This window comes from Congregibacter variabilis, assembly GCF_045689235.1.
Taxonomy (GTDB): domain Bacteria; phylum Pseudomonadota; class Gammaproteobacteria; order Pseudomonadales; family Halieaceae; genus Congregibacter; species Congregibacter variabilis.
Genome location: NZ_CP136864.1, coordinates 3765935 through 3789513 on the forward strand (window position 1 = coordinate 3765935; position 23579 = coordinate 3789513).

Annotated in this window: 19 protein-coding genes; 15 read left to right on the forward strand and 4 right to left on the reverse strand. The window is 53.3% G+C overall.

Annotated features, from left to right (window positions below):
- Positions 1-2: 2 nt before the first annotated feature.
- The 10 genes from R0135_RS16895 (at position 3) to R0135_RS16940 (ending at position 13708) form a co-directional block, all read left to right on the forward strand.
- On the forward strand, positions 3-1049 hold the full coding sequence (locus tag R0135_RS16895; RefSeq protein WP_407348077.1) for a PilN domain-containing protein: 1047 nt from the start codon (positions 3-5) through the stop codon (positions 1047-1049).
- Positions 1046-1612, forward strand: a complete 567-nt coding sequence (gene gspM / locus R0135_RS16900) for a type II secretion system protein GspM (protein WP_407348078.1) — start codon at positions 1046-1048, stop codon at positions 1610-1612. Before R0135_RS16895 ends, gspM begins: the two co-directional genes overlap by 4 nt.
- On the forward strand, positions 1609-2301 hold the full coding sequence (locus tag R0135_RS16905; protein WP_407348079.1) for a hypothetical protein: 693 nt from the start codon (positions 1609-1611) through the stop codon (positions 2299-2301). The genes gspM and R0135_RS16905 overlap by 4 nt, the downstream gene beginning before the upstream one ends.
- A gap of 145 nt (positions 2302-2446) precedes the next feature.
- Positions 2447-4672, forward strand: a complete 2226-nt coding sequence (gene gspD / locus R0135_RS16910; protein WP_407348080.1) for a type II secretion system secretin GspD — start codon at positions 2447-2449, stop codon at positions 4670-4672.
- Between the two features lie 194 nt (positions 4673-4866).
- A complete protein-coding gene (locus R0135_RS16915) occupies positions 4867-5391 on the forward strand; it encodes a hypothetical protein (protein WP_407348081.1) in 525 nt (174 codons plus the stop codon).
- Between the two features lie 96 nt (positions 5392-5487).
- On the forward strand, positions 5488-7041 hold the full coding sequence (locus R0135_RS16920; RefSeq protein WP_407348082.1) for a hypothetical protein: 1554 nt from the start codon (positions 5488-5490) through the stop codon (positions 7039-7041).
- 167 nt (positions 7042-7208) lie between these two features.
- Entirely contained in the window at positions 7209-8102 is an 894-nt protein-coding gene (locus R0135_RS16925; protein ID WP_407348083.1) for a peptidylprolyl isomerase, read from the forward strand.
- Between the two features lie 48 nt (positions 8103-8150).
- A complete protein-coding gene (locus tag R0135_RS16930; protein WP_407348084.1) occupies positions 8151-11846 on the forward strand; it encodes a glycosyltransferase in 3696 nt (1231 codons plus the stop codon).
- Positions 11843-12913, forward strand: coding sequence for an acyltransferase family protein (locus R0135_RS16935; protein ID WP_407348085.1), 1071 nt, complete (start codon positions 11843-11845; stop codon positions 12911-12913). The genes R0135_RS16930 and R0135_RS16935 overlap by 4 nt, the downstream gene beginning before the upstream one ends.
- Entirely contained in the window at positions 12914-13708 is a 795-nt protein-coding gene (locus R0135_RS16940) for a hypothetical protein (protein ID WP_407348086.1), read from the forward strand.
- Positions 13709-13722: 14 nt separating this feature from the next.
- On the opposite strand, the gene R0135_RS16945 is transcribed toward R0135_RS16940, so the two are convergent.
- Both R0135_RS16945 and R0135_RS16950 read right to left on the reverse strand, forming a co-directional pair.
- Positions 13723-14409: a hypothetical protein gene (locus R0135_RS16945; protein ID WP_407348087.1), complete on the reverse strand. Its 687-nt coding sequence runs from the start codon at positions 14407-14409 to the stop codon at positions 13723-13725.
- A gap of 48 nt (positions 14410-14457) precedes the next feature.
- Positions 14458-15420 (reverse strand): hypothetical protein, encoded by a 963-nt coding sequence (locus R0135_RS16950; protein WP_407348088.1) that lies wholly within the window; start codon positions 15418-15420, stop codon positions 14458-14460.
- A 163-nt stretch (positions 15421-15583) separates the two neighbouring features.
- On the opposite strand from R0135_RS16950, the gene R0135_RS16955 reads away from it, so the two are divergent.
- From R0135_RS16955 to R0135_RS16965, 3 genes are read left to right on the forward strand one after another with little or no spacing between them, the layout of a single operon-like run.
- A complete protein-coding gene (locus R0135_RS16955; RefSeq protein ID WP_407348089.1) occupies positions 15584-16438 on the forward strand; it encodes a hypothetical protein in 855 nt (284 codons plus the stop codon).
- Positions 16435-17262, forward strand: coding sequence for a hypothetical protein (locus R0135_RS16960; RefSeq protein WP_407348090.1), 828 nt, complete (start codon positions 16435-16437; stop codon positions 17260-17262). The genes R0135_RS16955 and R0135_RS16960 overlap by 4 nt, the downstream gene beginning before the upstream one ends.
- Position 17263: 1 nt before the next feature.
- Positions 17264-18901 carry a hypothetical protein gene (locus R0135_RS16965; RefSeq protein ID WP_407348091.1) on the forward strand — a complete coding sequence of 546 codons (1638 nt, stop codon included), beginning with the start codon at positions 17264-17266 and terminating at the stop codon, positions 18899-18901.
- Here R0135_RS16965 and R0135_RS16970 read toward each other — a convergent pair.
- Positions 18860-20938: an acyltransferase family protein gene (locus R0135_RS16970; RefSeq protein ID WP_407348092.1), complete on the reverse strand. Its 2079-nt coding sequence runs from the start codon at positions 20936-20938 to the stop codon at positions 18860-18862. The two genes, R0135_RS16965 and R0135_RS16970, sit on opposite strands and share 42 nt — an antisense overlap.
- A 231-nt stretch (positions 20939-21169) precedes the next feature.
- On the opposite strand from R0135_RS16970, the gene R0135_RS16975 reads away from it, so the two are divergent.
- Positions 21170-22534 (forward strand): AmpG family muropeptide MFS transporter, encoded by a 1365-nt coding sequence (locus R0135_RS16975; RefSeq protein ID WP_407348093.1) that lies wholly within the window; start codon positions 21170-21172, stop codon positions 22532-22534.
- A 31-nt stretch (positions 22535-22565) separates the two neighbouring features.
- On the opposite strand, the gene R0135_RS16980 is transcribed toward R0135_RS16975, so the two are convergent.
- Complete coding sequence (locus tag R0135_RS16980) at positions 22566-22889, reverse strand: MGMT family protein (protein ID WP_407348094.1); 324 nt, start codon at positions 22887-22889, stop codon at positions 22566-22568.
- A gap of 65 nt (positions 22890-22954) precedes the next feature.
- Between R0135_RS16980 and R0135_RS16985 the strand changes: the two genes are divergently transcribed.
- On the forward strand, positions 22955-23389 hold the full coding sequence (locus R0135_RS16985) for an FxsA family protein (protein WP_407348095.1): 435 nt from the start codon (positions 22955-22957) through the stop codon (positions 23387-23389).
- Positions 23390-23579: the final 190 nt, after the last annotated feature.

The window sequence follows — 23579 nt, forward strand, 5'->3', positions numbered from 1 at the left end:
AGGTGGCAGTGCAAAGCAATCAGTGGATGCTTTTTGGCATCGATATGCGTCACATCGTTCAGCAATGGCTGTCCGCGTGGCGGGAGCTATTGCTGTCCCCCAGATCCCCGATTCGCCAGCAACTTGACGAGCCTGTCTTGCTTTATCGTGACGGCAGAACCGAGCTGTTTCAGGGCGGTAAGCCTCTGTCCGCGGCGCCGCAAAACCTTACGCCGTGCACAGCACATTTACTTCCAGATGATCTCGTTCTGGCCCGTAGCCTGAGTTTGCCTATTGCTGCCGAGCCGGAGCTTCCAGCGGTGCTGGCTATGGAGGTCGCCGCGGCGAGTCCTTTTAAGGCGGAAGATAGCGTTTATGGTTGGTGTGAGACCGATCGTGATGCGCAGTCCATACAGGTGAGCATGGCGATCGCGTCGCGCTCCTCTATAGAGAGATGGAAGCGTGAGACTGAGGTCGCCGCCAAAGACCAAAATGACGGAGAACCCGAAATTTGGGCCGAAGCGAATGGCGCTTTAGTGGCTCTTTCAGGATTCGGCGAAGCTCAAAGAGAAGTGGCTTACCGGCGACGATTACTGCGCAGTGGTTTATTACTCGGTGGGGTGCTGGTTCTGGTGCTGGTGTCTGCCGCCGTTTTCGCGGTGCAGCAGCGTAGTGCCCTGGAGCGCTTTGAGCGTCTTCAGAGCAAAGTTCAAGCTGAGTCGCAATCCGTGTCAGCGATGCGAGCGACCCTGGTTGACGCTAATGAGACCGTGCGCGCTGCGAATGCCTTTGTCGCTGACTACCCCAATCCGCATATTGAGATTGCGCGCCTCACCGAGCTACTCGAGGATGAGGCATACATCATGCATTTTTCTATGCGCGGTCGTGAGCTAAGGGTTCGCGGGCGAGCAAAAGATGCTGCGGTGGTTATGCAAACGCTGGCTCAAACTCCGGCGTTTGTTAGCGTTACCGCACCACAGGCGATCACAGCCGTAGGGAACACGGGTCTTGAGCAGTTTCATCTGGATATCGAAGTTGGATCGGTGAAACTAGCGGGTGACGAGTCATGAACTGGATTCGTTTGCATCGGCGAGCTGCACTGCTAATTGCGCTCACGCTGGTTTTGCCGGTTTTTTTCTACGTCAAAACTGTGTTTGGACTTCTTGGCCTTGGCTTTGACTACGCAGCCGATCGGGGGCGCATCGAGCCGAGAGTGGCGAGGCTTCAGGGCTTGTTAGAGAACGAGGCAGAGCTCACCACGCAAAGTCAGCTCGCGGCCGCGCGTTTACGCGAGGTGGCGTTCCCTGCATCCGAGGACCCATCAGCACTGGCTGCACGCTTGCAGGCTGATGTTCGGCAGCTTTTGGCTGAGGCCGGAATGTCGGTCAGTAATAGTCAGGTCATGCCTGTACGACCGGGTGAGCAGTTTGATCGGGTGGCTGTGAAGTTGACGGTTACAGGAACACTGCCGGGGCTTGATGCTGCATTGATTGGCATTGCGGCTTATCGTCCCCAGTTGTTGGTGGAGTCCCTCGATACATTTCCGGCACGCGCGAATGCTCGAGCTAACGGGGCGGACGCGCAGTCTCTTACCGCAGTGATACAGCTGATGGTGCTGAGGGCTCTGCCATGACCCTGATCACTCTTATCCGAAATCGCTATCAGGTGGATGCCAATCCAGAGCGTTCGGAGCGTCGTTTGGAGCTGGCTGTGATCGCTTTGCTCCTGGTCGTGTTGTTGCAAATCCTCTGGTGGATGTTCGGCCGCTTTAGTGAGGCTACGGTGACAGCGGTAGAGCCGGCCAAAGACAGTTTGCGTGTCGCCGATGCCACTGTGACCGGCGCCATCACGGCGCCCCAAAGCTTGCAGTTGCAATCGAGGCCTTTGTTTTGGGCGTCTCGCCGGCCCAATGCCAAAGCGGCGCCTCCTCAGAAAGCTGCGCCAGGTAATGGTAAGCCTGCGCGACGACTCGAAGACTTGAAGGTGGCCGGCGCTGTGGGTGCTGGTGATCAAGGCAAGGCGATCATTATTCACAAGGACAAGCTCATGCGTCTCGGTATTGGCGATACGGTCGCCGGATGGAGTCTGCAGTCGGTGTCTTTGGGTGAGGTGGTATTTGTCAGTGCAGGAGCCCGCGATGTGCGTCGTCTAACGCCGCTGCCGGTCATTGCTGCGCAGAAAGCGCCGGCGGCTGATTCGCAGGCATCGACCGCAGCAGCGGCCGCGACACCGAAAGCCGCAGCAAGCAAACAGGCGAGCGCGGCAAAGAGCCCACCGCCGAAGAACAACAAAAAAGAGGCTACGCTCTCTCTGGGCGGCTAGCGGTAACATCTGATCACTATTGGGAATGACCTAGACCATGAAACACTCGAGCAATAGTTCTTCGCGGGTCACCACTCTACGAGTGACCGCATTTGCGGCACTGTGTGCCGCGCTCGCTGGATGCGCATCGCAAGATCTGCAGCAAATGGCGCGCTCAGAAACTGTGCTTTTGGGGGAGCCCGGGAAAGTAGAAGGTCGTCCTGAGCCGGTTGCGCCGACCGTCTCCGCTAATGGATCGCCTTTGGTCGAATCTGCCCAGGCCTTGGCTGACAAGCAGGCGGATGGCCGCGCAGAGCCCGTACTGTATCGTGGGACTGATCAACAGGTGCGTCTTCCAGCACCACAAAAAATCATCAAGTTCTTGGGTGATGACGTCAGTTTGAATTTTGAGCAGGCGCCGCTGAATGAAGTAGTGCACGCCATCGTCGGCGATATTCTTCAGCTGGATTACATTGTTGATCGCCCGATCGAGGGCAAGGTCACGCTGCGTACGCGAACGCCCATTCCTCGGGAAGAATTGCTTGTTGTTCTGGAGTCGTTGTTAAAAGCACATGATGCGCTAATGATTCGCGGTGATGATGGCCGTTATCTCATTACCGGGTCACAGCAGGCAATGAATCTGCGCCCGGACGTTACCAGCGTGGAGGACATTGCGGCGGGATACTCGACCATGGTCATACCACTGCAATACATCAGTGCAAAAGCCATGGCGAGCATTCTCGAGCCCCTTGCCGATAAAGACGCGTTTGTGCGGGTAGATGACACCAGGGCACTTCTGATGATGGCCGGTACCCGGGAGCAGCTCAGCGGCTGGCTGGAGATTGTGAGCACCTTTGATGTGGATCTTTTGGCCGGTATGTCTGTGGGCATGTTTCCGCTGGAAAACAGCAGCGTGGACGAAACGCTCACCGCCCTGGAAACATTAATGGAAGCAGCAGGAGGTGAGGGCGGGGATATCACCGGTATTGTTCGCGTGCTACCGATGGAGCGACTGAATAGCATTTTGGTTGTTACACCGCGTGCGCATTATCTTGATCGCGTGGGTAGTTGGATTCAGCGCATAGATGTGGACCCGGATGCCCGCTTCGAAAAACGTCTGTACGTGTATCCGGTGCAGAACACGACTGCAACGCGTCTTGCGCAGCTTCTAAACTCGATTTACTCAGGTGGTGCGGCAGGTAGTACTGGCGCAAGACAGCAAAGCGGGGCTAGATCGCCCGGCGATCAGGCAGCCGTCGCTCCGGGCTTGTCGCCGGAATCTATCGGTGGCGGCGCTTCTTCGGGTGGGGCCGGTGGGAGTAGCGGCGGCTCCTCTTTTGGATCCGGTTCTGGTGGTTCAAGCTCTATGGCCGGGGGAGGCTCCGCTAACCGGGGCGCCGGGCAGGGCGCTCGCGCCGCAGCTGCGTCTATGACTTCAGTCAGCATGGGCGGCACTGGTGCGGGGATGAGCGAGCTTGCCGATGTGCGCGTTGTCGCCGACGAAGAGAACAATGCGCTAATGATTTATGCCGACGGCAAGCAGTACGGCATTGTTAAAGACGCTCTAAAGCAGTTAGACGTTGTGGCCACCCAGGTCATTATCGAAGCCAGCATTATGGAAGTTCAACTTATTGACGAACTGCGCTATGGCTTGGAGTGGACCTTCAAGAACGGCTTGGGTAGCAGCTACGATGGTTTGGGAACTCTGGCCGCTGGAGCGGCCGGGCCCGCTGCGGCCGCAGGCTTCTCTTATACCGTGTCCAACTCGGTAGGTGACATTTCGGCGGTCTTGAACGCCTTGAGTGAGGAGTCGCTTATTAATGTTATCTCGTCACCCTCGGTGATGGTGCTTGATAACCATACTGCCTTTATCTCGGTGGGAGACCAGGTGCCGGTGCTTCAGGGCCAAACCATTACTAATGGCGGGAACTCAGTGCAAAACATCACGTATCGCGATACTGGTGTGCAGCTTTCTGTGCGTCCCTCTGTCAACGCTGGGGGCCTGGTGACCATGGATATCGAGCAATCAGTAATTGATGTGGGCTCAATTGACTCTGCCACGGGGCAGCGAGCGTTTTTGGACCGCACTATTAATAGTCGTGTTGCAGTGCGATCGTCAGAATCAGTGGTGTTAGGCGGCCTTATCCGAGAAAACTCCAGCCTTGGAGACTCGGGTGTGCCCATTTTGCGCGAGATTCCGCTGTTCGGCAGCTTGTTTGGCACAACAACCACAGATAGTCGTCGAACAGAGTTACTGGTAATCATCACTCCTCGGGCTCTTTATAACGAAGATGAGTTGAGAGCGGTCAGCGACGAGATGCGTGAGCAGGTTCGATTCATGGAATTGGTACGAGATCCGCCCCGATCCGGGGTCATAACATATAAAAAATGATGGTATTTTTCCCAATCCAAGGGTCGAAATTAGTGGGAATAAAGCTCGAAGTTAAACGCCCAGGGGCCGCTAAGTGACTGAAAATACGCGTTTATCAGGTTGGTTTTATCGGGTTTGGCTAGTGAATGTCAGGTCACTTCCAGTAGAAATCGCGAATGACATCAAGCGGGATTCTTTGCCCAAAAGGGGCAAGCTTGCTGCTTGCATGGGCGCAGCAGACTATGCGGGTGTCGCAAGCAGTCAAGATAACCCTGGAAGTTAAATATATGTTTATCAATAGCTTAGGAGGTTTTATGGGTGCCCTAAGGCGCATGTTCGTTGCTTTAATCGTAATTGCGCTTGTCGGATGTGCCGGTTCTCAGAGGATGACCGAGGAAAGCCAGGCGCAGTTATTAGATCGCGCCGAGGCTCGCTGGCAGGCGCTCGTAAAAAGAGACTGGGCTACCGCGTATGAGTACACCTCGCCGGCCTATCGAGAGATTTTTAGCAAATCCATGTACGAGCGGAAGTTTTCTTACATGGTGGAATGGGAGTTGACTTCGGTTGATTTCGTTAACTATGATGCGCGGGCAGCTGTAGCGAGTGTGGCGATCGGGGTCATGTCCCGACCTGTCAAACAAACTTCAGCCGCCTCAGTAGCAATAGGCGCAGTGCCTACACGATTCGTCGAACAATGGATTTTGGTCGATGGAGAATGGTGGTATAGTGCCAACTTGTAAGTGTGGCAGCGGGTTGAAAGCTGGCTGCAGCTAGCAATAAAAGCGCTAGCACAATCTTAGAATTGTGAAAACTGTAGACATTAGGAGTCTCCAATCATGAACAAAGTATTTAAGCCTTTAGGCATCGCCGCAGCAGTAGCAGCTGCTTCTGCTGGTTATGTCAACGTAGCAAACGCAGCGGCCATTGCGAACAACGCTCTGGGCGACCTTGCGCTGGTCCCGTACTACACCGTCAATGGTGAGTGGATTACTGGTATACACATTGTGAACACCAGTGAGAAAACACAGGTTGTTAAGTTTCGCTTCCGTCGCGCTTCTGACTCGCTGGATGCACTCGACTTCAACGTCGTGATGTCACCCAATGATGTTTATGCAGGTTTCCTCTCTGACGACGAGAACGGCAATATCTCGTGGTCTGCTAACGACACCACGTGTACTGTGCCTGCAGCGACCGGCAACAAGCTAACTATGCCGCCTATCTATCGCGACGGTGCAGATACAGGCTACGTAGAAATTATTGCGATGGCTGAGACCATTGATGAGGATCAGGCTATTGCGATCGCTGCTGAGCACGGCTCAACCTCGCTGACACCTGAGAATTGTGAGGCGGTTCGCTCCAACTTCTTCGCTGACGGCGCAGTGGATGGCGTCCGCGGTGTGGTCGATTACGAGACCACTCGCCAGTCGGCATACACGTCATCTGCGGGAGCAGCTGTGGGCGCAGCTAACAACGCGTTCACTGATTCCGATGACGCGTTGAAGGTTTCTTACTTCATCCGCGATAATGCTACGGGTATCGAGTTTGGTGACAATGCGGTGCATGTGCAGGGGTTCCTTTCTCAGGCCAGTATGTCTAACCAGCAGTTCGGTTGGTTGTCCGGCGATATGAATGGCTTTGACTTCCCAGACCTCAACGGTGGTGTCCCCACCGCAACTGTTCCGGATCGTGGTGCATTCGCATCTCTTCGAGATAGCGCAGTACTTGGTGTTGCTCAGTTGAATAACGAGTGGACGGCTAACACAGCTAACGGTGCGGCAGTCGATTGGGTGGTAACTCTTCCCGGTCAGTACACTATGATGGACACTCCTGAGTTTGTGATCGATCTGAATTCGACTGCGGCTGCGGATGACTGTACGCGCACTGACTGCGATTTCCGAGACCTTCCCGTGACTGCAACAATCGTTCCTTACAACCGTGAAGAGCTGTCAGTCGTCTCGGAGACAGGTGATCTTACTGTTTCTCCGGCTCTTCCCGGTGAGGCTCAGGTGACGCAGCTCAAAAAAGAGACCAACGTCATTACCTTTGGCGGCAACAGTGTGTTGGGTGTCTCTGACGTAGACATTACCGCTGACCTTGGTCAGCCCTACGGTTGGCTGCGTCTTGGCGTAGAGTCTGCTACAACTGACCCACGTATTTGTGCTTGGGACGGTACGTACGTTCCCACCGACGCGCTGGGCCCGCAGCTTGCTGACTCGGAGTTGGAGACGCTGATGAGCTGTGACACAGCTGATGGCGCGACGTCTGTAAGCGGTACTAACGTGCCAATGATCGGTTTCGCAGCTTGGGCTCGTAGCGTTGCTGCTAACCCAGACGCGAGCTATGGTCGAATCGTTGCTCACAGCTTCAGCAGCTCGACTGCCGGCTTTTAACAGTCTAGTTTAAAGCTAGTTCTAGGCCGGCACCTTACAGGTGCCGGCTTTTTTTTGTCTGTCACGCGCGCGTTGAAACGTTTTTGTTTCGGCTTACGCTGCTCTACATCACGTCGAGATGGACAGAGCGTATACTTTAACGACTTGATTTGCGGATTACTGTGTTTATGTCTATTTTTGCTCGTGTTCAGCTGTTTGTTTTTGCTTTGGTGATGGCCCCATTGGTTGTTGCGGGTCCCACTGACGTGGTTATTGCTGATGGTGATGTCAGAATTACTTATGCGGAATTTGAAGCCGCCCTCGAAATGACCCCAGAAAAAATCCGGAGTCTGTCAGCCAACGATATTGCAGATCGGTTTGATCTCCTGACCTCGATGCTGCAAATTCGTAAAATGGCAAAAGTTGCGGACGCGTTGGGTCCTGATACGCCGGGATATTGGGAATTACAGTTTCAGGTTTTAAGCGCTAAAAAACAGTTTGTGTTTGATCGGGAACTCGGCGCCTACAAGGTTCCAAATGTCGATGCCTTGGCGAGTGAATACTACGAAACGCAAAAGGATAAATACGCGACGAAACCTGAGCTGCGCAAGTCCAGTCATATTTTAATTGCGTCTCGGCCGGGGTTGCCCCGGGGGGAGCCGCGCGCAAAGGCACAGAAAATTTTGGATGCCCTGCGTAATGGAGCTGACTTCGAAGACATGGTAGCAGAGTACTCAGATGATCCTGGATCGAAGGCTCGCGGCGGTCAGTTAACGTCGTGGATGCGATTTGGTGAGCCGGGAGTCACGCCGCCCTACACGGAAGCACTGTTTGAAATCACAAACATCGGTGATTATTCTGAGATCACCGATTCGCAGTTCGGTATTCACATTATCCGTCTCGATGGCATCCAAGAGGGCGGCTATTACTCATTCGAAGAGGTACGCAACGACATCTTCAAAGACATTGTTGCAGAATATCGCTCTCTAGCAACCAAAGATATCAATGCCCGGTATGGCATTAGTGATGACGCATTCATTGATGGTGACGCCATGGAAGAGTTGTTCGAGCCCTATAAGTAGGGCCGGGTCGATAGCGCGAATAGCGGCGTCGCCAAAGATGATCCTTCCGTGAAATTGCTGACGGTTGTAGGCATGCACCGCTCAGGCACCTCACTTGTAGCCCATGCCTGTGCGGAGGCAGGGATTGGCGCCGGGCCCGCCGATGAGCTACTGTCAGCGCAGCCCGATAATCCCGAGGGCTTCTACGAAAATCGACGGTTGGTCGAGATCAATGACAGCCTGATTGCTAAGGCTGATGCTGCTTGGTACTCGCCGGCGCTTGAAATTTCAGCAAGTGCTGAGGATCAAAAAGACCTGGCAGCATTGCTCGCTCATCTTTGCGATAGTTCCACTAACGGACAATACCTTCTTAAAGACCCGCGGCTTTGTCTGACCTGGCAGCTGTGGTCGCCTTTTGTTGATAGTGCCACTGTGCTGTTTGTCTACCGATCTCCCCTCGCCGTTGCACGCTCGCTCGCCCGTCGTAACAGCTTTCCTCTTCAATTTGGATTAGCCTTGTGGGAGATCTATAACCGACGGGCATTAGCATTACTCGGTGGCGATAGCCTCAGTGTTAGCTACGACCAGCTCGCAGCCGGTGAAAGCAATCTTGTCGAGATTATGGAGAAGCTCAGCGCCAAGGGCTTTGATTGCATCCCAGAAAAGGCCAGTACTGTTTACCGTGCAGAGCTTCGTCACTTTGACGCTGTCTCCGACGATCCGGATTGGCGCCTACTCAGCGACTCTCAAAAAGCGCTGCACGAATATTGCGTGGCGGTTTGCAGCGGCAGGAGCAAAGTGCAGCCGGAGCTTGACCCTGAGCCATTGCTGTTTGCGCGCACGCAAGATCTTGCGCAAGCCTTTGAACCGCTCGCGCGTTTGCTTGAGACCACAAATGAACGCAATGAAGCGATTGCGCTGGCACAAGAGCGCCTGGCCGATCGTGATCGAGCTCTGGACGCCCTCAATCAACGGGAAAGCGAGCATGCGGCACTTGTTGTTGCTCATGAGAATGAGCAGAAACTTCATGCGCAGGCGGCAGATACGCTAGCAAATCTGGAGCGTGAGCATGGCGACCTTGCGTCTGCGCACGATCAGGAACAAAAGCTTCATGCCCAAGCCGCGCAGGCGCTTGAGAGACTTAGCAGTGAGCACAATGCGCTTGCTGCGGCGCACAAGAAAGAGCAGAAGGTCCACGCTCAGGCTGCGGCTGCGCTAGCGAGTCTGACTAAGGATCATGATCAGCTTGCCATTGCTCACAAGAACGAGGTGAGTACACACGCCCAACTCTTCAAGGAGCACGCCAACTTATGGTCGTTGTATGACGAGCTGCAATCTGAGTTCAATGATCGTGGTCAGACTATTCAGTCACTCGAAGACAAAACTGAGTACCTGTTCTCCTTATTCACCGAATCCCATCGAACCCTATTGTCTTTCGAGCTGTCCACCATGGCGCGCTTGCAGCGCTATACCCGCAAAGTGTATCGCTTGCTCACCGGGCGAAGAGGGCAGAGCAGCGCCTACGAAAATCTGCTGGAACAGGCACATATTCACTTTGACGAGTTTGGGATGGACAAGCCTGCCCCCCGACCCACAAAGATTGGCATGGCTCGCGACGTGCTTCGCTATGTGCGACAAAATCCGGCGGGATCTGCCCGAAGCTTTAGCTGGGCTCGTTTGCGGCGCGCCGCTTCTGTATTTTTTGGTAGTTCTTCCGAAGACCTGTCGATATGGATCAACGCGCGGTTTCCGGATTCCGAAGCAGCCTCAGCTCACTTTGATCCGGCGAGCTTGAGCGCTGATCTTGATGATTTGGAGCTGGATTTTCCGGTATCGGAATCCCCGACGGTCTCTATCATTGTGCCGGTTTACAACGACTACCGGGTCACCATTAATTGCCTGGAGTCGGTGCATCGCTTTTCTTGGGATGTTGATTACGAAGTCATCATCGCCGATGACTCTTCTACAGATCTCACCGCAAGCATTGCCGAGCGTATGCGCGGTGTGCACGTGGCCAGAACCTCCGAGAACCTGCGTTTTCTTAAAAACTGTAATCAGGCCGCTGCGCACGCGCGGGGCCAGTACATCGTTTTTCTCAACAATGACACGGCGGTAACCGAGGGTTGGCTGACTGCACTACTTGAGCCCTTCGATGACCAGCAGGTTGGCGTCACCGGTCCCAAGTTACTGTTTGCCGATGGCGTCTTGCAGGAGGCTGGGGGCATCATCTGGGATGACGCTTCTGGCTGGAATTTTGGTCGTGCTGATGATCGTGATAAACCTGCGTACAACTATCGCAGAGACGTTGATTACGTATCGGGTGCCTGTTTGGCGATTCGCAGTGACCTATGGAAAGAGCTGGGAGGTTTCGATGAGCGCTTCGCCCCGGCCTATTATGAGGACGCGGATATTTGCTTTTCGGCCCGCGCGGCTGGTTATCGTGTGGTCTATCAACCCGAGAGTGTAATTTATCACTTTGAGGGTGTCAGTAACGGCACCGACCTGAACGCCGGCGTGAAACAGCATCAGGTGGTTAACCAGACGGTCTTTAGGGACAAATGGCGGGATGAGCTTCAGGCCCGACATTTTCCTAACGCACAGCATGTGGTTCACGCGCGGGACCGCTCTGCAGGCAAACCCTGTATTTTGGTTATAGATCACTATGTTCCCCATCACGACAAAGATGCAGGTGGACGTTCCACCTATATGTACATTCAACTGCTTTTGGCCCTGGGCTGTCGTGTGCAGTTGATGGGCGCCAACTTTTTCCCTCATCAGCCATACACTAAAGCCCTTCAAGCCATGGGTGTCGAGGTGTTGGTGGGGGAAAGCATTGCGCGAAATCTGGATCAGTGGCTCGCCGATCACGCGCCTTACATCGATGAGGTTTTCCTGCATCGGCCGCATATCGCAGAGCAGATGCTCTCTCATCTTGAGCGCATGTCACCTCGGCCTCCCATTAGTTTTTTTGGGCATGATCTTCACTATCTGCGCATAGCCCGGGAAGCTTCGCTCAAAGACGACGACAGTCTGCGCCGCGATTCTGAATCATGGCGTAAGCGCGAGTTGGCTGTGTGCGAAAGGGCGGACAGGGTGTACTACTTCTCTGAGGTAGAGATTGATGCACTACGTGAGCTTGTTCCGGCTGCCAAGCTACGACGCATTCCGCTGTACACAATGCAGATCGACGAGCTTCCCGCCTATGCTCCTTCGGCGCCCAGAGAGTTGCTATTTGTAGGTGGATACAACCATCCGCCCAACGTCGATGCGGCACTTTGGTTGGTGAATGAAATACTACCGCTTGTTCTAGAGGCGGTTCCGGATGCGAGTTTGCATCTTGTGGGCTCGAATCCACCTACGGAGGTCTCTGCTCTTGCTGGCGATTCTGTGAAGGTACATGGCTATGTCAGTGATGACGCCTTGAACAGTTTGTATCGCCAGGTGGGCGCGGTGGTTGTGCCGCTGCGCTACGGCGCGGGTATTAAGGGCAAGATTATCGAAGCTATTGCGAATCATGTGCCCATGGTGACTACCGATATTGGGGTTGAGGGTATTCCGGAAAGTGATTCGGTGATGTGGATAGAGAATACGGCGCAAAACATTGCTAAGCGGCTTATCGCATTACTCCTAGAGCAAGAACCGAAGGACGAAAAGCTGGATCGGCATGGCGCCTGGCTTCAGAGCTACTTTGATCGCGACAGCGCCGCCGACGTGCTCCGTGCTGACATCCCCAAACTTGGATATCCCAGGGACATCGGGCAGTGAGAGCGACTGTCTCTGATGGGGCGTCTATGCTCGGCGACTATGATGGGAGCCGGCGCAACAATTTCACAGCCTTAAGAATCCTGTTTGCCTGGAGCGTGCTGTTTGGTCATAGCTTCCCTATAACAGGCTATGGGAATCTCAACCCGCTTAGCGAGTTCTTTGAAAAATCCACCTGGCTTGGTGAGATTGCGGTGAGTGGCTTTTTTGCCATCAGCGGCTATCTTGTCGCAGCAAGCTTTGTGCGCCGAGGTTTAGTCGATTATTGCATCTCGCGGATTTTACGAATTTATCCAGCGCTTATTGTGTGTGTGTTGCTGAGTGTTGTGTTGCTGGGTTCTACGCTAACAACCTTGGAACAATCGGCGTACTTTGCTCATCCAAGAACCTGGAATTACCTGTGGAACACTACTGCGCTATTCCCCATGAGCTTTGATTTGCCCGGGGTTTTTGCGGGTCTCCCCCGATCCGGAGTCAATGGATCCCTATGGACTCTGCCGGTAGAAGTATCCTGCTACATTCTGCTGATGGTGGCCGGCGCTATGGGGTTGCTGCGTTGGCGTGCCCTGGCAAATTTGGCAGGTGCAGCACTGCTGCTTTTTTCCATCAACTACTTTACGGATGTTCCTTTGGTAGGCCGCATTGAGCGCTGGGCCGAGCCTTGTGTGTATTTCCTTCTTGGAGTTGGTGTCTACCTCAATCGCGACGCGATTCCATTGAGTCTGCCTCTTGCGATCGCTGCGGGCTGTCTTGCCTACGCTGCTCTTGGTGAGCCTTGGTTCCCCTATGTTTTTCCGCCGGCGTTTATCTACCTGATATTTTTTATTGCCTATCGCAGTGCGTACCTCGATATAGACCGATGGCTGGGTGATCCATCCTACGGTATCTACATTTACGCCTGGCCAGTACAGCAGACGCTCGTACAGTTTTTCCCCGGTGAGGGGCCTTATTTCAATACGGCGATAGCGACTGTTGTAGTTGGTACCCTTGCGTTACTGTCTTGGCATCTTCTAGAAAAGCCGGCCCTTGGACTCAAACGGCGCTGGTTACATGCTGTCTCGGAGAAATAGATGCACTATTTGATCGCAGGACTCGCAAAGTCCGGCACTACACGATTGTTTAGCCAGCTCAAAGAGGCTTTGGATCAGTCGTCTGACAATTTGTCTACTTACTTCGAGCCAGATACCGATGAGGCTCTTGAGGGTGTCTTGAGCCAGACAGGCAACACGCTCACGAAGGTGCTCATTGGACGCGTGACCAAGGACAATCCAGCGCTGGAGCGTTTTGACAGTCATGTACTGATTTATCGTGATCCCCGAGATCAATTCATCAGCATGCTGCTATATCTCTTTTACGATTTTCAGGTCAGCGGTGACGCGCAAGCCTATGAATCTGCTCGGCAAGCGTTACGGGCCAAGCTTGAGTCGCCCTCAACCGTTTCTACTATCGAGCTATACAATACGCTGGCCGCGTTGGTTGGCCGAGGTCCCATAGGCGTTTTCAAACGTCTGCACACAATTCAACGTGAGTACGAGACGCGCTTTAAGCCCTTCATGTTGTGTTACGAGGACCTGCTGCAAGGTAAGTCACTATCTGAGCTCAGTGATTACACCGCCTTGGCATTGGAAGGTGATGCTGAGGTGCCCCAGGAATATACCCGCGTGGCACGATCTCGCGGCTTCGGTGAGTGGCGTTCTTGGCTGAATAGTGACGACCTGGCGTTTATAGATCGCGAGTGGGGAGACAACATACGTTATCTGGGGTACACGCTGGAGCCTCAGGCCGAGACGCTGGCCATAGATCCGAAAACCTCCCTGGATTACGTGGCGCAGTTTGATCCTAAGCGCAACGCCAGCAGTAGCTGATTTCGATTGATCGTCTAGTTAGGTACTCGTTGCTCCCGCATAGTCAGTGCCTGGTGATACAGCCTCAGGTCTGCCGCGTGAGCGCGCTCGATGTCCTTGCGTAGCGCCTTGCTGACGACGTACTCCCTTTCCGTTCGCTCAGGGTTCCTGTTGTGTTCTTGGGGTACGGTCGGTGCGTGGAGTATGCGTTCCCCAAATTCCTCGAGTTCGTTGTCGTAGTCCTCGGTGATGCCGATGAAGTCGAACCTGGACAGGGGGAAGCCCCAGAGAAAGATGCTGTAGAGATTTCGCAGCTCTTTGCACAGCGCAAACTGTTCTAGCGTCCATTTTTCTTCGATCATGCGCTGATGCAGTAAGCCTGACTGTCCCGGTTGGTAGCTTCTTAGCCAGTAGCTGTAGTGGGACATCAGCCGCTGCACCGGTTCTCTAAGCCAGGTTACAAACTGAAGCGGGGCATCAGCCCGACTAAATCGGTAGCGCAGCGGCAGGAAGTGTCCGTGGATGCACTCGCTGTTGATCTTTGCGAACGTGGAGCCGCTGTTACGCAGACAGTCCACGCTGGCACCAAAATTGCGCGACCAGGCACTTCGATGCAGTGGTTGGTCCTGGTAGCGTAGCAGCAAAGCATCGCCGTAATGCGCCGCAAGCGTGGCCTGAAAGCTGGAGCCTGCCGTTTTTGGCATGTGTACTGATATCAGCATAGCCGTCTGTTGATCCGACGCCTGACGAGCTTATGAGTAAAACGCATTTTACGAAGTCTCTGCTTCAGTTGTTTTGGCCAGTGCAATCAATGTTTCGTAGATATCATTAAACAGCGCATCATCCATTTTTGCCGCATCGCTGCAAGCATAGTCTGTGTAATCAAAGAGTGGGGCCCCTTCGAAGTAGGTCCCGGCGACGGCGTTGTCTGAGTCTCGACACTGTTCCACAAGATGCCGCGCAATCTCCGGTGGCAGAGTGAACTTGGGACCGGGAAACTGTTCATTAAGCTTGGGTAAAATAGGATAAATCAGCAGTTGTGGTGGTGCGTTTTTAGGCTGTCTGCGGTTGAGCTCGAGCTTGAACTGAGTGATTACGCTGTTTATCGAAGGGTTCCTTCGCCCGGCGCTGACTGTCAAAGAGCCATCAGGTAACTTTAGCGCGTGTTCGAGAAAATCGTTGACGATGTCGTGGGAAGAATAACGCCGTACCAGAAACTCATCCGGAAATTCGTGGTTCCAGCCCTGTAGAAAGCGCGCGTAGTTATTACCCTTTAGATATACATCATCGTAAAAGTCCTGAAGACTTCCGGTGTACGAGGTTGCTTGCACACGCTGCGCATATGAGGAGGCAAGGTAGTCCAGCTGATTTCTGAGGTACACGATAACGCTTACGTCGTAGTCAGAAAATGCCTCTCTTACCAGCTCGGGTTTGCAGTTTTGAAATCCTTCGGAGCTGATCACTGCGGTATTGTCTGGATCCTGAAGAGCAAGTTCCTTCTTGAGTTCCACAAAGCTTGGAATCAACCGAGGGTCCTCGATGTCTTTACGTGCATCGGCGTTACGCGGTTGGAGAGGGTGGGCCAGTGCTGCATGCCCATCTTTAATACGCCCTGATTGCGGAACGAAATAGCCATGCTTCGCCAGAAGAGCCGCGCGATTTTGTTGCAAAAAGCTCTGGATCGATGTGGTGCCCGTTTTGTGCCTGCCAATATGGAGGAGTAGCTTGCGCATGGGGGGACGGTATCGCTTGGCATGCCTATTATCGTAAAATTGGAGTGTATCAGCCGCCGGTTTGGTTCAACAGGACTTCACCCGATAGTCGACATGACGGACCTCCGCCGAATCAGCGGGTCTTTCTTTGTCCCGAAATACCATTTGTGCCTGGACTCAACGAATGCGCCACATCATCCTGCATGGTCATATCTTCAAGAATGCTGGGACCACCTTCGACTGGAGCTTAAGCAGGAGCTTTGGCGATGATTTTTTGGATCATCGGGATAACCAGGCTATGCGTCAGCAACGAGCTAAACATCTGGCTACGGTCGTGGCTGGCAACCCGGACTTGCGGGCGCTTTCAAGCCACCATTTATGCTATCCGCTTCCTCAACCCAAGGACGTGACGTTTCACCCGGTGTATTTTCTTCGTCACCCAATAGAGCGGATTCAGTCTGTCTATGCCTTTGAGCGAAAACAGGACGCCGACACCCCCGGTGCAATCGCAGCGAAAGAGAAAGACTTCAGGCAGTACGTTATCTGGCGTATGCAAGAGGAGGTGCCCAGAACGATCCGTGATTACCAAACCAGCTACATCGCTGGGTTTCATACAAGGCATGTGAAGTCCACAGCGCCGGCGGATTGGTTGCAAAGGGCATTGCATCATCTTGAGTTTCTGGACTGTGTAGGCGTGGTGGACCGCTACGACGAGAGTATGGTCGTGTTCGAGACGTATCTTCGGCCTTACTTTTCCGACATCGACTTGGCCTATGTTCGCCAGAACGTCACTCAAGAAAAGGCCTCGGAAAAGCCTATTGCCGCTCGCGTCCATAACACTCTGGACAAGCTTGGAGATCTCGCAGCGGATGTTCTGAGTCGCAATAGTTATGATCTGGCCCTTTACCGGCAGGCCAATCAGAAGCTGGATGAGGCCATTGGTAAAATTGAGGACTTTGATCAGCGCTTATCGAAATTCCGAAAGCGCTGTAAGCGCACGAAAGCCGGCTCCGTACTCCAACGCATGGGTTTGAGATGACAGCCACCAACGGGGCCAAGCCCGTGCTCTTGCATGCTCATCTGTTCAAAAACGCGGGAACGACCCTGGATTGGAGTCTTGAGCGTAGTTTTGGGGATCGCTTCTGTGATCATCGAGGTGACGCTGATATGCGTGCCAACCCTGAATACCTCGCAAATTTTCTTAAACGGAATCCTCGGTTGCAGGCGCTGTCCAGTCACTGGCTACCATTTCCGTTGCCCAGTGTTGAGGGGCTACGACTGGTTCCCCTGGTGATATTGCGCGATCCCATAGAACGAATTCTATCGGTATACGAGTTTGAACGCCGACAGGCAGTGGATCACCCGGGGACGCGTAAAGCCCGGGATGGGGACCTGCAAAGTTATGTTGCTTGGCGCCTCGAGAAAGGTACCGGTCCCGTTGTTCGAAATTATCAGGTTCGAATGATGTCGGGTACGTATCCGGGCAGTGGTGACGAGGCTCAGTTTGACCGTGCGGTAGCACTGCTGAATGGATTGCCTGCTATTGGTATGGTGGATCGCTATCGCGAAAGCGCGGTGATGTTTGAGCAGACCTTAAAGCAGGACTTTCCTGATCTTGATTTGGCATTCAGGCGCCAGAACGTTCGCGATAGCAGTGATCACCGCAGTTCTGATGAGCGCCGTGCTGCCGTCGAAGAGGAACTGGGTCCTCTACTGCAGTCAGTGCGGGAGGCAAACAGCCTCGACATTGCATTGTATGAACTGGCTTGCCGGCGTTTCGAGACCCACTGGCAAGGTTTAAAAGAGAGTGACGTGCTTCTTGACGAGTTGGACGCCCGGTGCATGAAGCTCGGGGAGTCATAGCTTGCCACTAAATCGATGGGCCTTTTGGAAGGGCTTTGAACGCCCGGAATTTCTGATTGCGGCGCATTATTTTTCGGACGGTTGGCCCCTGGACTCATTGCAGGTGATGCGCCGATCCGCTGTACGTCGGGAGCTGGCTCTGCTGCGCAAGGACGGTTTTAACACCATTATCGTCGTGGTGCCCTGGCGCAGCTTTCAGAGCAGTCAGACGCCCATAAGCTACGACGCATTTTATGAAGCACAGTTGCGACTGGTTCTTTATGAATCTCAACGCGCCGGGCTTGCCGTGCTCTTGCGCGTGGCTTACACACATCAGGTGATGCTGGAGCCTGGTCTTAACGGTTTCCGCTGGGCGCAGGCGCTTTTGACCGATCCCGCGACCGAGCATGCCTGGCTGGATTACTTCTCGAGGATTGCAGGCATTGCCCAGGACTATGCCTGTTGCATCGGGGGCTTTATCTCCTGGGAAGAGCTCTGGCATGCCTTTCGTGTGTGGCAGGAGCAGGTCGGCGACGCCAACGCCGCCGCGGCCCGAGCTTCGGGTTATCTGAATTACCTTGAAGAGCTGGGGATAGAGCATCAAAACTGTATTCCCCCTAAAAAGAGTCCCGAACATGCCCACTACCTGGCGTTTGCGAATGCCCGCATGACGGCGATGTTTGAACTGGCGCGTTCGCACTGGCCGCAGCTGGGTGTGGAGTATCGGGTGGACAAGGATCCGGTGCCTACCGCAGATGGTGTCGACTGGCGAGACAACAATGCTTTTCTTGACTGGGAGCCGCATCGATTCAGCTACTGGGCGCCCTTTATGGGGGCAGAGAATGTTGGAGAGCAGCTCGATGCGCGGCAGGCGGAGGTATTGCTCCGTCATATGCTGGAATCGACCAGCCAGGATGGGGCGTTTCCGGGGCAAGTGGTAGAGCAGTTTAACTTTATTGATAACACGCAGAAGTATCTGGATAGCCATGCGCATATCGCTGAGGATCAGATAGACGATTTTTTGCAATTGGCCGGACCGTTACTCAAGCAATATAGCGGCGGTTACGGACTTTGGGCGAGCCGTGACTACCGGATGAATTTGCTCTACAACACGGCGTTCTTAGCCGGGGGGCGTGGTTGGGCGAAAGCAAATAATGCACGCTTTCGTGTATCCGGGGGCCTGCGCCTCAGAAGCCAGGGGCGAGTGACTCAGCGTATAGAGCCTCGCGTTACCTGGGTACAACGGAATCACTCCACGAAGGAGCTTATGCTGGAGATCGAATTCTTAGCTTGGCGAGGACTGGGTCCGGCGGAGCTTCGTGTAAGACTTAACGAGAACGCCTGGGTTAGCTGCCAGATACTGGGAAAAGGAAGACTCGGCGCTCGCGTACCTGCTGATTTGAAAGATATATTCGATAACGGCATCCACTGTGAGATAGACAATCAGGGACGATCTTTAACCATCACGAGGGTCTTTCTGTACTACGAAACCTATGCTGCCGGCGTTCGAGACGTTGACGCTCAGCCCGATCGCTATCTGGACACGATTCGTAGCTTTAATGAGGCGTTTGAGGAACCGTCGTCTGTATCATTGCACAGCCGCTTGAATGCCTACCTGCTAAAACTTCGCAATCGCATCTACAATATCTTTGGCCACTAGATCAGCGCCAATGAACGATAAGTGTCTGCCGCCGTCGTAAATAGGCCCATTTGGGATCACGTCCCAACAAACATCTTTTTGCAGATCGCACAGGCTATTTACGGGGTCAACAACAAGTACCGGACCATCAAATTTTGGATACTTGCTGTTATCGGAGGCTAGGATTTTTGATGGTTTATCTTTGTTGGATAGGTAGGGGAAGTTTCGCTGCGATATATAGTGAGTGTTTTGAGGGAGCCATTTGAGAGCATTCAGGGTAGGGCGAGGTAAGCTTCTGACTAGAATCACTTTATGTCCCTTTGACACGAGCCACTCAATATTTTGAAAGTACGATTTCCACGCAATGCGCGATGCAGCGCTTTCGCCCCCCCTGAAATCTTCCCATCCGTCCTTCACGGGGTTATTTGTTCTCTTTTTGGGGCTCTCAAACTGCTGCTCGTTTGCACTGATTAAAAAGATTTTGCTGTCGGTGAATCCCTCTATGACCTTCCGACGTTGCTCGTTAACGTATGGGCACTCAGCTCTGCCATCAAACCAGATGTCCTCTGACACAAACGGACATTGCCCATAGCTTAAGGATATGAAGCCCATATCAATGGTTTTTAAACGCGCAAACACCGTCCGTTCATACTGCGCAACATAACTATCGCCTAAAAAGACAAACTTCTCATCGCCGAAGCGACAGGCATCCATTGGGTCGCGCAAATAACACTTCTCTGATTCGATCCTCTTGTCCAAAATCGTTCCCATAACGCCGTCGGGATGTGAGAAGGATCGAAATTCTGCCGTGTCGAAACCCCCTATCAACACTCTCTGATCGAGGCTGAATCTATCCCAAACACCCTTCGAAACTTTCACATAGCCCATAAAAGCAACAGCACAGATAAGACATGCGAAAAGGACGAGCCACATCAATCTGGAACTAATAATGGCTTTGTGTCGAAACGGTCTTTCAATCAAAAAATAGGAGGCAAGCGAAAGTGCAAAAGTAAGAGCAATCCATTCGAACTTGTCGTAGTTGGTCGGATCTTTTCCCATACGAGAAAATGCGAATATTGGAAAGTGCCACAGATAGGCCGAATAGCTGATCAAGCCTATCCATACAAATGGTTTGCTACTCAGGATCCTTCCTACGAGCTCGTCTTTAGACCTAAAGCCTATAATTAGCGCCACACCCAAAATGGGCACGATGGTATGAAAGCTGGGATGCGGGGTGTCACCATTAAAAAAGAATATGCCGTAGGCAACCAAGGACAAGCCAATCGCCGGTAAAAGCCGGTGGAGGAAAGTGCCTCCAACTTGCTTGGAGTTCAGCTCTTTGATCGCAAGCGCTGAGCCCGCCCCCAACTCCCAAAAGCGACTAAACGGCAGGAAAAAATTCAATTCTGGATTACGTGTTTCCATGAATTCGGCAAGCAGCAAACTAAGAACAGAGAGCACTATAATCATCCTTAGAAAGTGCGCTCGAAAGTACTTGTATATGACGACGGCCACAGCAGGGAAAATGAAGTAGAACTGTTCTTCCACCCCCAGGCTCCAGGTGTGAAGAAAGGGTTTTAGCAGTGCACTGTCAGCGCCATATTCTGTGGTGCTGAAGTAAAAAAAGAAGTTGGACCCAAAAAACAGAGAAGCAATGACGCTGTCTGCGTATTCAACAAAGTCCGAGGGCAGCAGCCTCTGCCATGCAAAAGGAATAGATGCAAATATTACGAGGAAGAGCGCCGGCAATATGCGCCGCGCCCGTCGTTCATAAAAGTTTAAAGGGCTGAAGGTGTTATTTGTCTGTAGCTCTGAAAGTATGATGCGAGTGATTAAATATCCACTAATGACAAAGAACACATCTACGCCAATGAATCCGCCCTCAAACCAATCTCTTCCAAACAGATTTAGCTGGGCGTGATACAGAATGACACTAACGACAGCCACGGCACGTAAGCCGTCAATTTCTGCTCTGTAAGAAAGTTTGGATGAGTCCACTTGGTTCACTAAGCGAATAATGGTCTGAAGTTGTAGAACCCTAGCTTGGAAAGACAGCATTAGCTAGCGCTTGGTTTTACCTTTATTTCACGAGGATTTTCTGTGCTCTCCCTCGTCATCCAGCGCTGATACCTGCGATGATGTCTGCAGCATTTGCCACGGTGCGGTCAATCCGCTGTACGAAGCGATAGAATGACGAGGTATTGGGCTTGCACGTCGGCCGCTACAAAATGTGCACAGTAAGATTATCACCGTTCGCGATAATCCGCGGAACAAGGAAACAATAGCGCAATGTCTGAAGCAGTGACGAACTACTCCTGGCGCGAAGCTCTGCTGATCTACACTCGCAAAAAGACCCTGGTGCTGAGTCTCTTGGGTTTTTCTGCCGGTCTGCCATTTCTCCTGGTGTTTTCTACGCTGACCGCTTGGCTGCGCGATGAGGGCGTTGAGCGTACAGCCATCGGATTCTTCGCCTGGGTTGGTCTGACCTATTCCATCAAGGTTTTTTGGGCGCCGGTGGTGGATCGGCTGCAGCTACCGCTACTGCATGGTCTGTTCGGGCAACGACGCAGCTGGATTCTCCTTGGGCAATTCGGTATTGCAGCGGGTCTCGCTCTGATGAGCGTAATGAGTCCTCAGGAGTCACTGGTACCTATTGCGCTTGCTGCGCTGCTGGTGGCTTTTTCATCCTCTACACAGGATGTCGCCTTAGATGCCTTTCGCATTGAATCGGCTCCGGACGAAGAGCAGGGCGCGCTCTCCGCATCGTATATTTTTGGTTATCGACTCGCTTTGCTGGTGTCCGGCGCCGGAGCACTTTATTTGGCGGACATCCACAGCTGGTCGCTTGCCTATCTGGGTATGGCTGCTCTCGTGGGCGCCTGCATCCTGGCCACGCTCTGGGCCGATGAGCCTGCTCACCGAACGGCCGAGGAGCAGCGACGCATGGATGCGCAGATGGTCGATCAAGTTATGGGGCGGCCTATGCGTCTGGATGAGCGGCCGTTGTGGCAGCGGCAGCTGTTAGGCGCGGTGATTTGCCCGTTCCTGGAATTTGTAAAGCGCTTTGGCCCCTTTGCCTTTGTGTTACTGCTGTTCATTGCGGTGTTTCGTTTGAGCGATATCGCCATGGGTGTGATGGCGAACCCCTTCTACCTCGATCTGGGCTACAGCAAGTCCGAAATCGCCAGCGTCGCTAAGTTGTTTGGCTTTTTTATGACTATTGCCGGTTCAGCTCTGTGCGGCGTACTGGTACTACGTTTTGGTTTGCTAAGGCCGCTGATGCTCGGTGCGGTGATGGTCGCCAGCACCAATTTACTGTTCGCTGTGCTCGCAGGTGTACAGGGTGAGGGCCCCCCGGCGCTGGTCTGGCTTGCACTAGTGATAAGCGCTGACAATCTTAGTGGTGGTATCGCCAGCACCGCGTTCGTAGCCTATCTTTCGAGTCTCACTCATCGCAGTTACACGGCTACGCAGTACGCGCTGTTTAGTTCCTTGATGACCCTGCCGGGAAAGTTTTTATCGGGCTTCTCGGGTTGGGTGGTAGACACATCCGGCTATCCGCAGTTTTTCGTTATTGCTGCCGGCCTGGGAATACCCGCTATCTTGCTGGTGGGTGTTTTGATGCATGTCGAACGCAGGAAAGACCTGCGGTGAACGTCAGTGTGTGGCAAGCCGCTCTTGTGATTTACCAACGATAGCGTCGTAAAACTGCTGCCCCACCGGAGCCCAATAACACCCCTTCGTCTGCCAGTAGGGCCCGTTGGCGATCGGCGCCTTGGGTGCTTGGCGGCAGAGAGCTTTTTCCGCTGGCGTTCACCACTCGATACCAGGGGACGTTGCTGTCCCGGGGAAGTTTGCGAAGCGCAGTGCCTACACGTCTTGCGGCCCCGGGAAGTCCGGCTCGCTCAGCAACATCGCCATAGGTGGCTAACTTGCCCGGGGGTATGGCGCACACGGTGAGCCATATGCGCTGATCCAGGTTTCCGTCCATGGGGTTTTTGTTTGCCATCGGGTGATTGTAAGGGAAGGTAGTGGCCGACTTGCAAACGATCAGTGAGACCCCATACTTCAATCATGAGATGGTTTTTTATACTGCTCCCGTGGATGGAGCTATTTACGCTGATTCAGCTTGGCAGTCGCATCGGCGCTGTGGAGACAATGCTCTACGTGCTGGCGACATTTTTTTTGGGCCTGGCGATTCTGCGCGCTCAGGGCATGGAAATTGTCAACAAGCTCCGCGCTGCTCAGAGCGGCGCGGCGGTCATTCCCCAGCAACTGCTGGGCGACGAGTTGGCTCTGGGCCTGGCAGGCCTGCTGCTAATTGTTCCGGGTCTGATCACCGACTTTCTGGCAATTATTGTGCTTTTGGGGCCTCTGAGGCGACGGATTTTTACTGCGCTGGGAGGTAAGACCCACACAGCGACCTATCAATCGCGTCAGACTGAGCAAATGCGGCCCGGCGAGCCCATAGAGGGCGAGTTCCGCCGTTTGGACGACGAAGATACTTAAGCGTCTGAAAAATATACAGTATTTTGCTAACTCGACCTTGACTCCTTGTGTCTGGCTATCAAGGTAAGAAAATTAATTAGCACTCTAGGCAAAAGACTGCCAAAAACCTCTTGAAATCCCCTCGATACACCCCATAAACCATGCAGTCCCCCGCTTCGGGGTCCCGTAAAGACGATTGATTGGAGATTTG

What these genes read in the sequence shown, in the direction of transcription:
- gspM (WP_407348078.1), top strand. Translation starts at nt 1,046, where the DNA reads ATGAACTGGATTCGTTTGCATCGGCGAGCTGCACTGCTAATTGCGCTC.
- R0135_RS16905 (WP_407348079.1), top strand. Translation starts at nt 1,609, where the DNA reads ATGACCCTGATCACTCTTATCCGAAATCGCTATCAGGTGGATGCCAAT.
- gspD (WP_407348080.1), top strand. Translation starts at nt 2,447, where the DNA reads ATGGCGCGCTCAGAAACTGTGCTTTTGGGGGAGCCCGGGAAAGTAGAA.
- R0135_RS16920 (WP_407348082.1), top strand. Translation starts at nt 5,488, where the DNA reads ATGAACAAAGTATTTAAGCCTTTAGGCATCGCCGCAGCAGTAGCAGCT.
- R0135_RS16925 (WP_407348083.1), top strand. Translation starts at nt 7,209, where the DNA reads ATGTCTATTTTTGCTCGTGTTCAGCTGTTTGTTTTTGCTTTGGTGATG.
- R0135_RS16940 (WP_407348086.1), top strand. Translation starts at nt 12,914, where the DNA reads ATGCACTATTTGATCGCAGGACTCGCAAAGTCCGGCACTACACGATTG.
- R0135_RS16945 (WP_407348087.1), bottom strand. Translation starts at nt 14,409, where the DNA reads ATGCTGATATCAGTACACATGCCAAAAACGGCAGGCTCCAGCTTTCAG.
- R0135_RS16950 (WP_407348088.1), bottom strand. Translation starts at nt 15,420, where the DNA reads ATGCGCAAGCTACTCCTCCATATTGGCAGGCACAAAACGGGCACCACA.
- R0135_RS16955 (WP_407348089.1), top strand. Translation starts at nt 15,584, where the DNA reads ATGCGCCACATCATCCTGCATGGTCATATCTTCAAGAATGCTGGGACC.
- R0135_RS16960 (WP_407348090.1), top strand. Translation starts at nt 16,435, where the DNA reads ATGACAGCCACCAACGGGGCCAAGCCCGTGCTCTTGCATGCTCATCTG.
- R0135_RS16970 (WP_407348092.1), bottom strand. Translation starts at nt 20,938, where the DNA reads ATGCTGTCTTTCCAAGCTAGGGTTCTACAACTTCAGACCATTATTCGC.
- R0135_RS16975 (WP_407348093.1), top strand. Translation starts at nt 21,170, where the DNA reads ATGTCTGAAGCAGTGACGAACTACTCCTGGCGCGAAGCTCTGCTGATC.
- R0135_RS16980 (WP_407348094.1), bottom strand. Translation starts at nt 22,889, where the DNA reads ATGGCAAACAAAAACCCCATGGACGGAAACCTGGATCAGCGCATATGG.
- R0135_RS16985 (WP_407348095.1), top strand. Translation starts at nt 22,955, where the DNA reads ATGAGATGGTTTTTTATACTGCTCCCGTGGATGGAGCTATTTACGCTG.